This window comes from Dyadobacter sp. CY351 (assembly GCF_021502625.1).
Classification (GTDB): domain Bacteria; phylum Bacteroidota; class Bacteroidia; order Cytophagales; family Spirosomataceae; genus Dyadobacter; species Dyadobacter chenhuakuii.
In genome coordinates this window covers 25421-41550 of the sequence record NZ_JAKFFU010000015.1, presented here as the reverse complement: position 1 = coordinate 41550, position 16130 = coordinate 25421, and the positions used below count along the sequence as shown (strand labels likewise).

At 46.9% G+C, this 16130-nt stretch carries 13 protein-coding genes; 3 read left to right on the top strand and 10 right to left on the bottom strand.

What is annotated here, in order from left to right:
• Positions 1 to 82: 82 nt before the first annotated feature.
• The 5 genes from L0660_RS23935 to L0660_RS23915 form a co-directional block, all read right to left on the bottom strand.
• The gene (locus tag L0660_RS23935; protein ID WP_255712417.1) at positions 83 to 1093 is read right to left on the bottom strand and encodes a M56 family metallopeptidase; all 1011 of its coding nucleotides are present in this window, start codon (positions 1091 to 1093) and stop codon (positions 83 to 85) included.
• A gap of 22 nt (positions 1094 to 1115) precedes the next feature.
• Positions 1116 to 1481: a BlaI/MecI/CopY family transcriptional regulator gene (locus tag L0660_RS23930; RefSeq protein WP_233796154.1), complete on the bottom strand. Its 366-nt coding sequence runs from the start codon at positions 1479 to 1481 to the stop codon at positions 1116 to 1118.
• A 138-nt stretch (positions 1482 to 1619) separates the two neighbouring features.
• The gene (locus L0660_RS23925; protein ID WP_235161701.1) at positions 1620 to 2618 is read right to left on the bottom strand and encodes a sugar phosphate isomerase/epimerase; all 999 of its coding nucleotides are present in this window, start codon (positions 2616 to 2618) and stop codon (positions 1620 to 1622) included.
• 27 nt (positions 2619 to 2645) lie between these two features.
• Positions 2646 to 3770 carry a redoxin domain-containing protein gene (locus tag L0660_RS23920; RefSeq protein ID WP_235161695.1) on the bottom strand — a complete coding sequence of 375 codons (1125 nt, stop codon included), beginning with the start codon at positions 3768 to 3770 and terminating at the stop codon, positions 2646 to 2648.
• A 78-nt stretch (positions 3771 to 3848) separates the two neighbouring features.
• Positions 3849 to 7691, bottom strand: a complete 3843-nt coding sequence (locus L0660_RS23915) for a PVC-type heme-binding CxxCH protein (RefSeq protein ID WP_235161818.1) — start codon at positions 7689 to 7691, stop codon at positions 3849 to 3851.
• A 168-nt stretch (positions 7692 to 7859) separates the two neighbouring features.
• Between L0660_RS23915 and L0660_RS23910 the strand changes: the two genes are divergently transcribed.
• On the top strand, positions 7860 to 8723 hold the full coding sequence (locus tag L0660_RS23910) for a hypothetical protein (protein WP_235161693.1): 864 nt from the start codon (positions 7860 to 7862) through the stop codon (positions 8721 to 8723).
• Between the two features lie 87 nt (positions 8724 to 8810).
• On the opposite strand, the gene L0660_RS23905 is transcribed toward L0660_RS23910, so the two are convergent.
• The gene (locus tag L0660_RS23905; RefSeq protein WP_026630255.1) at positions 8811 to 9068 is read right to left on the bottom strand and encodes a hypothetical protein; all 258 of its coding nucleotides are present in this window, start codon (positions 9066 to 9068) and stop codon (positions 8811 to 8813) included.
• Between the two features lie 494 nt (positions 9069 to 9562).
• Here L0660_RS23905 and L0660_RS23900 point away from each other — a divergent pair, with 494 nt between their 5' ends.
• Positions 9563 to 11701 carry a type IA DNA topoisomerase gene (locus tag L0660_RS23900; protein WP_235161692.1) on the top strand — a complete coding sequence of 713 codons (2139 nt, stop codon included), beginning with the start codon at positions 9563 to 9565 and terminating at the stop codon, positions 11699 to 11701.
• 40 nt (positions 11702 to 11741) lie between these two features.
• Here the strand turns inward: L0660_RS23900 and L0660_RS23895 are convergent, their stop codons facing one another.
• Entirely contained in the window at positions 11742 to 11984 is a 243-nt protein-coding gene (locus tag L0660_RS23895) for a transcriptional regulator (protein ID WP_235161690.1), read from the bottom strand.
• Positions 11985 to 12150: 166 nt separating this feature from the next.
• On the opposite strand from L0660_RS23895, the gene L0660_RS23890 reads away from it, so the two are divergent.
• Positions 12151 to 12993 (top strand): aldo/keto reductase, encoded by an 843-nt coding sequence (locus L0660_RS23890; protein ID WP_235161688.1) that lies wholly within the window; start codon positions 12151 to 12153, stop codon positions 12991 to 12993.
• A 523-nt stretch (positions 12994 to 13516) separates the two neighbouring features.
• Here the strand turns inward: L0660_RS23890 and L0660_RS23885 are convergent.
• The 3 genes from L0660_RS23885 to L0660_RS23875 form a co-directional block, all read right to left on the bottom strand.
• A complete protein-coding gene (locus L0660_RS23885; RefSeq protein ID WP_235161682.1) occupies positions 13517 to 14710 on the bottom strand; it encodes a Gfo/Idh/MocA family protein in 1194 nt (397 codons plus the stop codon).
• Between the two features lie 119 nt (positions 14711 to 14829).
• Positions 14830 to 15609 carry a DUF481 domain-containing protein gene (locus L0660_RS23880; protein ID WP_235161681.1) on the bottom strand — a complete coding sequence of 260 codons (780 nt, stop codon included), beginning with the start codon at positions 15607 to 15609 and terminating at the stop codon, positions 14830 to 14832.
• A 38-nt stretch (positions 15610 to 15647) separates the two neighbouring features.
• Positions 15648 to 16091, bottom strand: coding sequence for an RpiB/LacA/LacB family sugar-phosphate isomerase (locus tag L0660_RS23875; protein WP_233796144.1), 444 nt, complete (start codon positions 16089 to 16091; stop codon positions 15648 to 15650).
• Between the last annotated feature and the right edge of the window lie 39 nt (positions 16092 to 16130).

Genomic DNA, 16130 nt, shown 5'->3' with positions numbered 1-16130 from the left:
TCCAACATGTTCGTTTGATACTTTTAGTAAAATGCAGGCACGCTAACGTTTTACTTACTTGCTCAGCGATTAACGCACAATCTTACTTTTTATAGCGGAGTTCCTCAGCAACTTTTCGATTTTCCTCTGCTTGTTTTCTTTGTTTGTCTGCCTGTAAGCGTTGCTTATCAGCTTGCGTCCGCATCTCGTCTGCCTCCCGGCGTTGCAGGTCAGCTGCTGCGCGTTGCTTATCTGCTTCTTCGCGTTGCTTATCCGCTTCTTTCCTTTGGGCCTCGGCTTTTTTATGTTCTTCTGTTATCTTATCCAGCACCTGGTTAATCTCCTGCTGATACTTAGGGAAGTCCTCCTTTGGAATTTCATTTCCATCGATCATTAACGTTGTGATTTTGTCTTTGATCTTCACCATTTCATAATGCTTCCCATTTACATTAATGCTGTAAGTGCTTATACCATTGCTTTTTATGTTAATATTTGAATTGGAATCGACATTATAGTTCAGTGAAATATTTTCGGTAACTTCAACTCCTTCTTCCGCGTTCGCCGGTTTCGGTTTTATTTTCTTTTTAGGTAAAGTGTCCTGATTTACGACTGCAACCGGTAGCGGCTCAACGGCAGCAAGAGGCGCAGGCATGGAGCTTGCGGTTACTTTTTTAACCTGCACAGGAGCAGACGTCAGTGAGTCCTGCGAAACAGCAGCTGACAAAGCGGCAACGGTGAGCAAACTGATCGTTACAAATAATTTTTCCATGGCGTTTAGCGGTTTATTGTTGTTATAAATAATTCTTTTAATCCTGTCCAGCAGGTGATTGCGTTTTTTGGAAAATGCCATTTCAAATGCCGATCCGTTTAAATTATACCCCTGAAACGAAACCAGCGCGTGGACAAATGAAGTCTTGTTTTCCATCACAGATATTGCGAGATCGTCGCAGCAATGTTCTCTTTCCTCGCGCATCAATCGTGATAACCATAGCAATGCGGGATTGAAGAAAAATACATTCTCACAAAAAATCTGGATCAGATTCACGAGGTAATCGCGTCTTTTAATGTGTGCCAGCTCATGCAAAATAATGGCCTCGATCTGGGCTTCCGGCAGGTGGCCAGGGATGTTTAAGTGTTTACTTATCCAGCTTTTTCAAGAAATCTTTAATCTCATCCAGCTCCTCCTGCGAGGTGTTTTTATTGCCAAAAAGCTGCATAACCAGGTTCGATGCCGAGCCTTTGTACATCGAATCCACAAACTTTTCCAGCAATGCATTTTTTGTTTTATCCTCTGCTTCCGCGGGACTATATACGTGCTTCATACTGCTTTCATCCCGGATCACGATCCCCTTTTCGGTCATGATCTGCATGAGCTTCAAAGTGGAAGAATACTGCACAGCCCGCTTTTCTTCGTTCAGTTTGTCATTCACAAACCTCACTGTTGAAGGACCGTGCTCCCATAGCACCTGTAATATTTCCAATTCCGATTTTGTAGGCTCCATGATCTTGTTTTCTAGTCAACAATTCAAAGGTAGGAAATATTTCGTACGAAAAAATATTTAGGTAAATTTTTTCTTTAAAAATGAAAAAACCGTCACGGAATGAATCCCGTGACGGTTAGAAATTGGTCACTTTTTTTCTTAGGCGCCTAATGCTTTTCTGGCATATTCCACGCACTTGGCAGTTTCTTTCACTGCGTCGGAACCGGCCGGGATCTCATATTCCAGCTCGATCGTTGCGGGAAACTTATATTTCCTGGCGCGCATGAGTTCCAATGCGGCTGTAATGGGTGTATCCCCTTGCCCCCAAACTACATTGGCACCGCCGTTTTCCTTATTTTTCCGGTCTTTCACGTGCATGCTTACAATGTGGTCATGTTTGGTTTCGATTAATGGAATCGGGTCAAAACCTGCGGCTACATAATGTCCCATATCAAAGTTCAGCGCATTGTATTTCGATTGGCTCAATGCAGTGTCCCACCAGGTTGGCGTTTGCTGGGTATGACCGTGATAACCTACGTATACTTTGTTTTTTGCAGCAATGTCTCCCAATCTTTTTGTTTGCGCGGGATCGTTGGGCTGTTCAATCGTGGCCTGGTTTGCACCCAGTGCTTTGGCAGCGCGGAATGCATAATCCACTTCCTGATCCGTATTTTTTTCGCCCAGTGCCGACGGTTTAAATGCATAAATGCTCACACCGGCATCATTATACATCTTCCTGAGCTGAACAAATTTATCCATAGGGACCTTTGCACGCCACTCCGCCATTTTAATCAGATGCTCGGCTTGCGCCGCTTTCTGATCGTCGGTCAGCTCGGGACGTTTGCCTCCTGTCCAGGGCGGCATTTTAGGTCCTTCGGGCGCTCCTGCGAACAGCTCGCCTGTTGGCCCCATGAGCTCAATAGCGCTTACATTGGCTTCAATACAATATTTGAGAATGTCTTCGGCGGTGCCCGGCATACTGCGCCACGAGTAGGTAATCGCTCCCACCTGCACACCATTGAAAAGCGAATTGGGCTTGCCCAGGTTTTTGATATAAGCCGGAAAGCCAAAGCCTGTGCCTGGCAAAAGGCTTACGCCAGCAGTCAAAAGCGCGGATGCACTCAAAAACTGACGTCTTGAAATTTCGTGTTCTGCCATGATTAGTAAAGGTTAATGATCAGGTTGTTAGTAATATCTGCCTACGTATTTATTTTCAACGACTATTTTTTTCATTTTATGCGGGTCAATAGGGCCCTGCTGCGCATAAACGATCTTGCCTCCCGGCTCCACCAGGATTGTGTAGGGCAATGCGCCCTGCCATTTAGGATCAATAGCTTCAATCATTTTATACTTATCTTCCATATTAAAAATATAATTCTTATTGGAAGCAAATTTTCCTTGCAGGAACTTCAAGGCCTTTTCCTTCTTATCGGGATTATCGGCGCTGATGGATACAAATTCGAAGTCCCGACCACGATACATATGGTGCATGCTCATAAAATCAGGAAATTCGGTGACGCAAGGGCCGCACCACGTAGCCCATACATTAATCAGCCGCAGCTTATCCGATTTGTTACTGATCAGCTCTTTTAATCCCACCTCATCAATGGCTTCGAGCGTTACAGGTTCCTTTGCCCAGCCAGCTTTTTCTTTTTGGACGCCATCTTCTTTCGATATCCATTTCATCGAGCACCCGAATGTCTTAGTAGACGGCACAGTAACTGGTTTGTTGGCCAGCAATGCTTCAATGGCATTTTTTGCGTCCAGGTTTTTAGGCGTTCCCGTCGGCTTTTCAACGTCGTCAATACGACCGTGATATTGCAGTTTTCTGGCCTTGTCAAAAATGAAAATATGCGGAGTCGCCACCGGACCATATGCCAGTGCGGTTTTCTGATCGTCACCATCATACAGGTAAGGAAAGTTATAGGCCATATCCTTGGCACGCACCTTCATTTCGTCATATGTGTCGCTCAAATCCGTGTAACCCAGCTCGTCCAGGCGGATTGCTTTGGGGTCGTTGGATGAAATAGCGATCAATGCGAGGCCTTTTGATTTATAATCAGCCGTCAATTTTTTGATACGATCCTCGTAAGCCTGTGCTGTAGGGCAATGATTACATGTAAAAACAATGGCCAGAACCGGTGAAGCGGCGAAGCTTTTGAGGGAATATTTCTTACCATCCACGCTCATCAGGTTGAAATCCGGAGCCGCCGCGCCGATTTTTAAGGTCTCGGGTTGCTCTGCTTTGGTAAACTGAATGCTGGAAACGAGAACAATAAGCGCAAGTAAAATCCTGTAATAAATCCGCATAACGATCTCCTGTTTGGTTTGAGTTTTAATTTAAATCAAAAGTAGATCTATTACAATAAATTACTGGTATCGTGCCATTTATTTGGGTAGTTCAACCTGCGCTGTGGTTCTCAGATAAGCCACCAGCTCAGTCACTTCCTTATCCGACAATGCTTCCAGGAGCCCCGACGGCATCATGGAAACCGGCGTCACCTCTCGCGTCTGAATGTCTGATTTATTGATAGCAACCGCATCCTGCCCAACAATGCGCAACGTCAGCTGCCGCTCCGTTTCTTTGGCAATGTTGCCTACATAAGTGCGGCCATCACGCGTGGTGACTACAACCATTTTGTAATCGTCCTGAATTTCTCCACTCGGATCGAGAATGTTACCGAGCAAATAATCGAGATTCGCACGGTTTGAACCTGTAAGTTCGGGACCAATAATGCCGCCTTCGCCGTAAAGCTTATGACACGGCGCACAAGTTCTCTGGAAAATCATGCGTCCCTGGTTGCGACTGGCCTCGGAAACATTCTTGTCTGTAAGCAGCCCCTTATACTTTTTATAGGCCTTTTCATCAAAAGCCACATGGTCGATCGGCCCCCAAACTTCCACAAAACCGCTTCCTACTACCCTTCTGAGCTGCCGCGCAACGTAAGTGGGAATGTCTTTTTTAGGAATCACATTTTTAGAAATAGCCTGAGTAAGTAACCAGCCTGATTTTGGCCGGGATGCCAATGTCTGAATGGCTTCGGCTTTTTCGGCAGCATTGAATTTCGGATATTGTTCAATCAGCAGTTTGCCCAAGGGTTCGCTGTCGTACCCCGCCATAGCGCGGATCGCATCAAGCTTCAAGTCCTTATTATTTAATAAACCGGGCAGCTCCGCGACTAATTCCGGTCTTTGCCGGGTTGCCAGTGCCTGTAATGCTTTGCGGCGCTGGTCTGCGGGTGCATTTGCATTTTTAAGTGTTGTCAAAAAGCCTTTTGCCGCCTCCGTATCGCCGAAATGCTGGGATATTTCTACTGCCAGCGTTGCAGCAGGCCCGCTGGATTGTTTTAAGCTGGCAAAAACAACTTTCCAGTTTGCGGGCGTCTTAATGTCTGTGCGGCCTTCCAGTCCGTCACGCATTCCTTCCATCATAACAACATGGTTTGCAGGCATTTTGCCAATCGCCGTCACCACCGTTTCCACAGCATCCGCATCCACCGCCCGGCGCACAATGTATTGCGTCACCATGGGAATTTTGCTTTTTCCGGCCATTTCCAGCGCTTTCGCAGGATTGTTTTTAACCAAAGGCTCAATGCCATACCAGATCATTTTCGGAAGATTATGATCTTCGGCGTCAGCTAAATGGGCGATCAGATTTTCTGCAATGCCCCACCGCTGCGCGGGATCCATGCGCTGCAACGCGGACGCCAGATAAAGTCGTACAACAGGAGACGGATCTTCTTTTGAAAGCTTTACAAATTTGGCAACCGCTTCCTGCGACGGCTTGCCGTTTTCCGTTAAAAATTGAATGGCCCACGCACGAACATAGTTGTCTATATCGTCCAATGCCTTCATCAATTGATCAGCATTCAGCGCATTTGTTACCTGCAAAGCCCACATGGCGCGCAGTCTGTAATCTGCGTTATTATCTTTTGCATAAATGTTTGCCATTTTTTCAAGCGCATCTTTGGACAGCTTGCCTTTCACAGCCCTGTTTTGCAATATGATCCTGGCGCGGCGTGCGTGCCATTCGCTTTTGCTGGTTTGCAAATCGGCCAGTTGCATATCAGACATTTTGCCAAGATCATCATAGCGACCTTTCCAGTTTTCCGCGTTGGAAACTTTTGGCATAATTCTGAAAATCCGGCCTGTTTCCGAGTTCAGAACATCCGATCCGCAAATGTCGGCATCGTGCCAATCGAGGACATACATGCCACCTTCCGGCCCGATTTCCATGCTGAAACCAACCCATTGCGCATTGTTGGCCATCATAAAATCGTCGCCGTGCTTTCCGCTGAAACCCGAGCCCTTTGGCGTTAGAATGTCGGATAAGATGCCGTGCTCATGAATGTTGGCCATGAAAATTTTGCCGCGTTCGGATTCCGGGAAAGCATCGGACAAGTAAACCCGTGCGCCGCCATGCGCAGAGCGGTGCGTGTGATCGGCTATGGTTTTGATATCATTATAAACATAAGGGTTGAAATGCTGGCCGCCCTGCCGGTGGTAAATGCCGCCCGGGATCACGTGCCATAAATGCGGGATCACGCAAGCCGTCATCAGCAACTGGCCTTTTGCATCATAATCTATTCCCCACGGATTGCTGAAACCATGCGCTACAACCTCAAAAATGGCTTTCGTAGGATGGTAACGCCACACACCGCCATTGATATCGACGCCATCTTCCACCTCAAAATTCTCCGGAAACGGGTCCTTATGCTTGTAAAGCTTGCCTTTATCCTTAGGCTTGCCCACTTTGGAAGGCGTGGCAAAACCCTGCAAACCATATAACCAGCCATCGGGGCCCCAGTGAAAACTGTTCAATGTTTCGTGCCGGTCGCGGATGCCCCAGCCTGTCAGGCGCACTTCAATGTTGTCCATATCGGCCTTGTCGTCACCATTTTTATCCGGGACAAAAAGCAGGTTCGGAGGAGCGCCTACAAAAACGCCGTCAAAACCTACTGCAATGGCGGACGGAAAGGCAATGCCTTCCATGAAAACCTTCCGGCTGTCGGCAACGCCATCGCCGTTTGTATCTTCCAGGATCAAAATCCGGCTGTCGCCTGCATTTGAAAAACCTTTTCCCCTCGACTCATAATCCTTGTTTTCAGCAATCCACATTCGTCCCTTATCATCCCAGCAGAACGCCATCGGCTGCGTCATCATGGGTTCCGAAGCATAAGCATTCACCAGAAAACCATCCTTGATCGTCATAGCAGCAACTGCCTCCTGCGCACTCAGAAATTTGGCCTCCCTACCCTCTTTTTGTGCAATCGCCCACAACGCAGCGGTGTTATAAGTGCCATTGTTGCCGATGAATTCGCCGAATGTTTTATTTAATTCCACATCATTCAGCTCGCCGGTGTAAATGACGAGTTCATGCTTGATCGTCTCCGTTTCTCCTTTTTTAATGTGCCAATCGGCTTTTCTTGCCCTCGCCGGACCAGCGCCCAGTTGCTGGTCTACGCGCCAGGTCTGGGGATAACCTTTATTTTCGGGATGATCCAGAATCGCAATGTGAGCGAGGTTATCGCGGCCCGTCACCTGCATGCCGATATCCACCCACATGGCGGCCTGGCCTTCTGCTTTTTCATTTTTTTGACGCGCAGCATTGATCACCTCGCCCTTAATGCCTTCCTTCCAGGGCATTCTCACGAACAAGCCGCCGTAATCATATTTTCCAATGGTCACATCCGTTTGTGCCTCGCCATTCCATTCGAGATCGAGCAGATATTTGCCGTCTTTGAAACGCATGGACCAGTTCTGAGTTTCAGTCAAAACGGCCTTTCCCGTTGAATCAAGCAGATTATAGACTGTTTGCCATTTGACTTCGGTTCCTTTTGCTTCAACCACTTTTGCCGAAACCCTTTTCCAGTAATCGCCGTCGGGATGGTGAAAATAATCGCGTCCGTTCACGCGCGTGTAACCCCAGTAAATGCCGGTTTGGTGCTTGTGATGACCCGGGCTATATTCGGTAAGCACGCCTTTTCCGTCCGGCGCAACAATCGGGTGCAGGTAAGGGCGGAAATTTGCTTTCGCATTCTGGACTAAAATCGGCTTTTTATCTGTTCCATTAAATATACTGATGGTCTCTTCCGCTTCGTTTTGAACGGCAGAAAGGGAATTTTCCACAACCACATTTTTTTTGATTTCCTTGGCGGGATTTTTTAAATTATATCCGAAATTGAGCAACAGGAAAATGAGGAAAAGCGGGGCTGACCTTATGATTTGCATAGGTGTTACAATCAGGTAATAGTTGGTGAAAGGGCTTGGAATGACAGGAATAAGCACAAAATCTTCTGGAAATACTCTTAAACCTTTCGGGAAGGCTACATTTAAAAACTTAGGTTTCGATCTGTCATGGCGTTGATCAAAATGATATGGCTGCTTATACTGATTACCATGATGGACTTTCATGGGATCATTTATCGTGGCGTGAAGCAGAAAAAAGATGCAAGTTACCAGGGACGGATCACCAACATTAACCCCTTGATCCTGAACAAGGGAAAGCTGTCTGGAAGCTGGCGGTTCGCTAAATTCAGAGGCAGTTCGGCCGTCCCGAATAAGGATCGCAGCCTGCTGAAAGTAACAGGCAGCATGGATCAGGTTTTAATGTCCTTTTTCCCCGACAGCACTTTCACCCGTGTTTACCAAGATGGCAAATACGATTTCGGCCAATATTCCTATGACGAAAATGATCAGTCGCTTTTATTGACGGCCAATCGTAAAACAGAGGAATTGAAGGTCATTATACAAACGTCACCCTCCGGAAAGCAGCGACTTCTGGTAGAATTTATGCCGGGAAACAGTCTGCCGCTGGCCCAGTATGGCGAGCCGATAGATAAATATATGGAAGACCCTTTTTCGGTTCAGAACAATGCCTGGCGCATTAAACCGGACGCGCCTGAAACCAAGGATGAAATTTATGACCGGCTGATCAATTACATCGGCCACAATGCATCCATATTAAGGGCCGCTTACACGCGGGAGCAGGATTACATTTCTTGGGAATTCTCAAAAGGCATCATTAAGGTCTATAATGTAGGCATCGGCATTGTGCCCAAAAACGAAGTGCCTGAGGCGTGGATCGATAGTTTTCATTCGCGCGAGGATGCGATGGAATGCTATGCGCTGTTTGAAAATTACCTCCGCAATGCAAAGCATACCAAGCATAATTCGGGCAACTGGGTCAAAGACGATTACCAGATCCTGGCCGACATCCGTGAAGGCTTGCTCAGATGGCAAAAAACCGGCGTCCGTGAATAGGTAAGGGCACAAAAAAAGAGGGAGAAATAATCCCCCTCTTTAACTTTCATTCTCCATAAAGCCTTCTCAAATTAAGGCTGATTTCAATTACTTCGTAGTGCTTTTCAATTGTAGGCCTACGATAGCTGCTTTTTGTGATGCACTGTGATTGTTGGTGTCAATCGAATTCTTTGCTTTCTGTGGTGCCGGACTTTCCAAAACGGGAAGTGAAGCTGGAAGTGCTTTGCTTAGTCCAGAAACTTTTACTTTTTCTTCAACTGTATATGCAGTGGTATTAGCGTTAGCGTAAGTTACGAAAGTCAAGGCCATCAAGGCTGCTGCGAAAATATTTTTTGTATTTTTCATTGTTAATAGTGTTTACGTTTTTTGTTCTGTTTTTGTCTCTAATTCTTGTACAAATATACTACAATTATCTGAATACAAACGTTCAAGCAAACAATGCGCTTTATGACATTCGGTGTTAATGATCATAAATTGGACTTCAAGATCAGCTTATATTGATTCAGAAAATATCATTATTTAAAGATTGCAAATTGAATAGTAACCTGAAATCTGTTTTTTTGACTTTACTTAATTTTGTTTGACTATGCCAATGGTCAATCTTAGAACAATCCAATTAAAAAGGATAGGATACAATTTGGCAAAGTGATCTTAAATCAAAATAAAATTCGGAGTGTACTTTATCAATAGCCATTTTTACCAATTTTTCGACCCAAAAAGCTCCTGTTGCCAAAAAATATTTTGAAAATAATTTTAAATATTTTCCCCCGATTGATTATTCGGTCAGTTTCTCAGGTGTTTTTATAAACTTTGCGGCTCAATCGAGTAAGTTTGCAGCTATGAAATTGTGTATTGCTGAAAAGCCAAGTGTTGCCAAAGACATTGCGGGAATCATCGGGGCCAATCAGCGCAGGGACGGTTATTATGAGGGGAATGGTTACCAGGTCACCTGGACATTCGGTCACTTCTGCACATTAAAAGAGCCGCACGACTATACAGAACGCTGGAAATCGTGGCGGTTGGAAGACCTTCCCATGATCCCGTCCAGCTTCGGCATCAAGCTGATCGATAATGCGGGGGCGATGAAGCAATTTGCGGTGATTGAAAGCCTGGTCAGCAAATGTGAGGAAGTGATAAACTGCGGGGATGCAGGCCAGGAAGGTGAGCTGATCCAGCGCTGGGTATTACTGAAAGCCAAATGCACCGTTCCCGTGAAACGCCTCTGGATCTCTTCGCTTACCGAACAAGCGATCCGCGAAGGTTTTGAAAAACTCAAAGACAGCGCACTTTATAACAACTTATATGCAGCAGGCAGCGCACGTGCCATCGGCGACTGGCTGCTGGGCATGAACGCGACACGCCTTTTTACCAAAAAATTCGGTCAGGGAAAGGTCGTGCTGAGCATTGGCCGTGTGCAAACGCCTACGCTCGCATTGATCGTTCAGCGTCAGAAGGAGATCAACGCATTTGTTTCGGAAGAATATTGGGAATTAAAAACCATTTACCGCGAAACGGAATTTACCGCCACCATTGACCGCATCAGGAGTGAAGAAAAGGCAAACAAAGGCCTCGCCTATTTGCTGCTGCATGATTTTGAAATAACATCATTTGAAAAAAAGGAAGGAAAAGAAGGAAATCCAAGGCTCTTCGACCTGACTTCACTCCAAGTGGAAGCCAACAAAAAGTTTGGCTATTCCGCCGAGGATACATTAAAGCACATTCAAAATCTCTACGAAAAGAAGTTCGTGACTTACCCGCGGGTGGACACAACCTATCTTTCCGAAGATCTGCATCCCAAAGTAGAGGGCATATTGAGGCAGCTCACTTACTATGTGCAACTGACCGCGCCGCTTTTGGAGAAACCAATCCCAAAATCGAAAACGGTTTTTGATGATAAGAAAGTAACGGATCACCACGCCATCATTCCTACCGGCGTTTTGCCCGGTAACATCAGCCCGGAAGAAAAGCGCATTTACGACCTGATCGCCCGCCGGTTTATCGCTGTTTTTTATCCGGAATGTAAGGTTTCAAACACAACGGTGCTGGGAATGGTGGGACAAGTTGAATTCAAAGCAACAGGGAAGCAGATTCTGGAACCGGGCTGGCGCGCTGTTTACGCCAATGATGCCAGCGCGAAAAAAGAGGCAGCGGAAGAGGAAAAGCTGATGCCCAACTTCGAAGTGGGCGAAAGAGGCCCGCACGAGCCGCGCGTGCATCAGGGAAAAACCACGCCGCCCAAAGCTTACACGGAAGCCACATTGCTGAGAGCTATGGAAACGGCCGGAAAGCAGGTGGAGGATGAGGAAATGCGCGAGCTTATGAAAGACAACGGCATCGGAAGGCCGTCCACCCGTGCCAACATTATCGAAACGCTTTTTAAAAGACGTTATATTGAGAAGAAAAAAAAGAATATTCTGGCCACACAGACGGGCATCGACCTCATTGACACCATTCAGAATGAACTCCTGAAAAGCGCCGAGCTTACGGGAAACTGGGAACGGAAATTGCGGCTGATTGAAAAGGGCGACTATTCGATGGAAACGTTCAAACAGGAGCTGATCCAGATGGTTGTGGAACTGACCAACGAAGTGAAGAACAACCGCGGACGTGCGATCAGCATTGCCGAAGAAGTGCCCGTCGTGATAGAAAAGGAGGAAAAAGAAAAGAAACCGGCCAAGCCCCGCGAGCCGAAAGAGCCTAAGGAAGAAATCAACATTGAAGCGCTTACTTGTCCAAAATGCAAAGAGCAATTGCTCAAAAAAGGAAAAACCGCTTACGGCTGCTCCAATTTCAGCGTATGCGGTTTTAAAATTCCGTTTGAGTTTCTAGGTAAAAAACTTACGGACAAACATGTATATGACCTGCTAAGCAAAGGCAAAACTGCCAAGATCAAAGGACTGCAAATCCCCGGCAACCCTGAAACCACCGACGCCAGGCTGGTCATGAATGGTGATTTCAATTTTGAAGTGGCTAAGTGATGCAGTTTCGAAGTGGCTAAGTACCGCAGCTTCCATCCCCTTACATCGGCGTATTCGGCGTTTCGACAGTCGGCAACTGGAATGAAATCCCAGAAATCTGGCATAATGCAAGGAATTCCAAAAGACTAGGCAGTTGCTCACCATTGAAAATCCTTCCTACAATCTCCTGGCTCAGCCCCGCTTCTTCCAAAGCATTACCATTATTAATCCCCTTTGCTTCAATTAGTTGCTTCATCTCAGCGACCAGTGCTTTTGCCTGATCTTCGTAAATTGTGGTTTCCATTTTTTCTGAACATTGATTTAAATGATTTGGAACAAAACTGTGCCAATTATGCCCAGGCGTGACATTTGTGATTTCTCAAATAATTAAGCATTAACATGCGCATCATGGCGAATCAAATCATCAAACTGCGGGTTAATGTTTAATAATCATTAACAAATCACAAACCATGAGCACATCCACTGCAGAGACATTCCGCGTTGGCGGAGAAATTGAGATAAAAAGACTGGGTTATGGCGGCATGCAGCTCACAGGCAAGGGCGTCTGGGGCGAAGTTGCTGATCGGGAAAATGGCAAAAAGGTGTTAAAAGCCGCCGTTGAAGCAGGAGTAAACTTCATCGATACAGCCGATTCTTACGGCCCGCATACCAACGAAGTCCTGATCGCAGACGCACTGCACCCCTATCCACTCGATCTGCTGATCGCGACAAAAGGCGGCTTCGACCGCACCGGCCCGAACCAATGGGTTACCAACGGCGATCCGAAACACATCCGTGAGGCAATTGACGGCAGCTTAAAACGCTTGAAAGTTGAGAAAATCGATCTTTGGCAATTGCACCGTTTCGATCCGAAATTCCCTGTTGAAGAGACGCTGGCACCTGTTGTTGAGGCTGTTCAAGCTGGTAAGATTCGTTACGTAGGACTTTCAGAAGTGAATGTCGAACAGATTCAGCGCGCTGAAAAAGTGATAGAAATCGTTTCTGTTCAAAACCTTTACAACCTGGGCGACCGCAAATGGGAAGAAGTCGTTGATTACACCGAGCAGCAGGGCATGGCGTTCATCCCCTGGTATCCGCTAGCATCCGGCCCGAACAAGCTCCAATCCAAAATCGCACAGATCGCTGAGAAGCACGGCGCTACAACGTCACAGATTGCGTTAGCCTGGCTATTAAAGCGAGCTCCACACATTCTCCTCATCCCAGGCACCAGTTCCCTGGAACATTTAAAAGAAAACATGGGCGCAGTGAACATTACATTGTCCGATGAGGACTTTGAAGCGCTGTCGAAGTAGAAAGGCGCAATTGACGAACGGAAAGTCGTTACATGCCTCCGGCATTTATTCAATGTGCCCGGTTTGCTGTTTTCTACCGAGATGGCATGCCTCCGGCATTTTCATTTTCAGAAATCCCGGAGGGATGCAATATTGGTAGAGATTGACGGACGGAAGGTTGTTACATGCCTCCGGCATTTATTCAATGTGCCCGATTTGTTGTTTTCTACCGATATGGCATGCCTCCGGCATCTTCATTTTCAGAAATCCCGGAGGGATGTAATATCGGTAGAGATTGACGGGCGGAGAGTTGTTACATGCCTCCGGCATTTATTCAATGTGCCCGATTTGTTGTTTTCTACCGATATGGCATGCCTCCGGCATTTTGCTATTTCAGAAATGCCAGAGGCATGCAATATTGGTAGCAAAGTTATTTTGCATGCAATCAAATCCCGGAGAGATGCAATATTGGTAGCAAAGTTATCTTGCATGTAATTAAATCCCGGGGGGATGCAACGATGTCCCTGACGATTTTGACCTATGATCAACTCAAAGCCGCTACATTCTGCGCGTTCTTTTGCGATTTCAATGCAAGCTCTGTGGCTAGAAAACAATGTTCTTGCGACATGGCGGTTTCGGTTCTGTTGAGGACGTCGTCCACGAGTTGGCGGCCGTAGGGAAGTTCTACTTTGCTGCAATCGATGTATTGTGTTTCCTTGTTATTGACCACAAAAAGGTGGTTTCCTCCTTCGCGGCCGGCAATGTCGATGTTTTTGCGGATTTCGATGTACCCTTCTGTTCCTAGCACGGTTAAGCGGCCATCGCCCCAGGATTTGAGACCGTCGGGCGTAAACCAGTCGACACGGATATAGCCGGTGCCCCCGTTGCCGCGCAGCATTGCGTCACCAAAATCTTCAAACTTCGGATATTGCGGGTGGTTGACATTACCAACCTGGGCGGCGACAACTTCCGCTTTTGTGGATCCTGTGAAGAAAAGGAACTGGTCAAACTGGTGCGATGCAATGTCACAAATGATGCCACCGAAGCGTTTTTTATCAAAAAACCACTCCGGACGGGATTTGGGCGTCATGCGGTGTGGCCCTAGGCCGATTGTCTGCACCACTTTTCCGATCACGCCTTCTTTGATCAATTCCCCGGCCTTAATGGTCGCGCGATTTTCCAGGCGCTCGCTGTACATAATGGAGTAGATGCGTTTGGTATCCTTTTGCACTTTGCGCACCTGCGCGAGCTGTTCCAATGTGGTTATGCCTGGCTTATCGACCATATAATCCTTTCCGCTCTTCATCACGCGAATGCCCAGCGGTGCGCGTTCGTCGGGAATGCCGGAACTTAGGATGAGCTGAATGGATTTGTCATCCAGGATTTCTGCTTCGCTTTTTGCTTGCTTGGCTTGCGGGTAACGCTTGGCGAATGCCGCTGCTAAGTCCTCTTCTTTGGCATAAAACGAAACCAGCTCACCGCCGCCCCGCGTAACCGCCTCCACCTGACCGTAAATGTGACCGTGGTTCATTCCAATCACAGAAAACTTAATTCTGGACGGCATATCAGGCGTTAAGGGCTCTTTCACGGGACGCGCCAAAGCGGATGCGGAAGCGTTTTCGGCCCGGCCGGGTGCTGCCAGGCCGGGTGCGGCTAAGCCAGGCAACAACATAATTCCAGCGGCTGTGCTTACTGAATTCCGGATGAACTGGCGGCGGTTATCGTCTGATTCTTTCATGTCAAGGTTAGAAAATTGTGATTATATACAAAGCACATTTTATGCATATATAATGTACCGCAACCATGGACATCATTATGCCTCTTTTTCCCTGACAAGCGCCGGGCCGGCCAGCGCATTTATTTATTCCCCACGGAGACCCCGAACGTGATCCGCGAATCATTGCGTTTGCGGGTGGCTTCTACGACACTTTCATATGAGTTTTCGAAGCTGGTCCGCAATGTTACCCATTTGTTCAGAGGCAGTTCGAAGGAAATAATCGTGTTCCAGCGGAGGTTTGAAAAATCATTCAAAGCCGGTTGCAGGAATGTAAGGTGGTTAATCCGGATTTTATCCTGTAACAGCGAATGCTTGCCTTTTACCCGAAATGAATTTCTGATCGTGCTCACTGTTGAAATTTCTTGGAAATTGGTGGATTCATAAAGGATCGCATTGGTCAGGCTCATGTCATTGGATTTGTTCCTGATGAGGCGGTAACCTATCCCTGCACCTGCCATCTGACGCAAATCGATGCGGCGCAGATTGCTGGTTTCCAAAGCACCCAGCCCAAACGCATAGGTTCGCCGCTTTTTGAAAACGTCTACGAAAAGGTCAACATAACTATCCCTTTCTGCGAGGATACCACTTTGCTTCCCATAAGTAAAGCGTGGGTTGGTGGCCATATTAATGGCAGGTCCGCTGAATGTGAGCTCTGCCCTGAGCACGACGAGGCTGCGGTTTACATTTCCCCGCGCAAAATTCCCGTCACCGATAAAGCGGTAACGAATGGTGTCGAACAATGGAGGCGGAGGCTTTACGGCGCTATCTTGTTTGACAGACAGCACTGAGTCGAGTGGAACAGCCTGCGGGGAGCCGGATGACGGCTGCTGCGCATGAGCTAAAATTGTTGAAATGAACAAAAAGAAAGCGACAAACTTTGTGAAATTTAACCCCATACTTATTTTTCTAATGCCTTAACCTTTCCTAACCTGCGTAAATGCCTCTCCTCGCCCGTAAAACGCGCATTAAGGAAAGATTCTACGAATTCCTGTGCAACCATATTCCCGGTAATGCGACCGCCCAGACAAAGCAGGTTCAGGTCGTCATCTTCCACACCCTGGTGGGCCGAAAAGTGGTCATTAATCAACGCTGCGCGAACGCCAGCAACCTTATTAGCCACCACAGAAGCGCCCACGCCGCTCCCGCAAACAGCAATGCCGCGTTCCACTTCCTTTTTCACAACGGCGTTGGCCAACGGAATCACAAAATCCGGATAATCGTCCTTGGAATCCATTTGATAGGCGCCAAAATCTGTTATATGATGCCCTTTTCCGATTAAATAGGTCTTCAAGAATTCTTTCAGTTCGTATCCGCCGTGATCAGCAGCAAGTCCGATTTCCATGTTGAGAATGATTTAAAATGAATGTGCAAAATAGTTCAT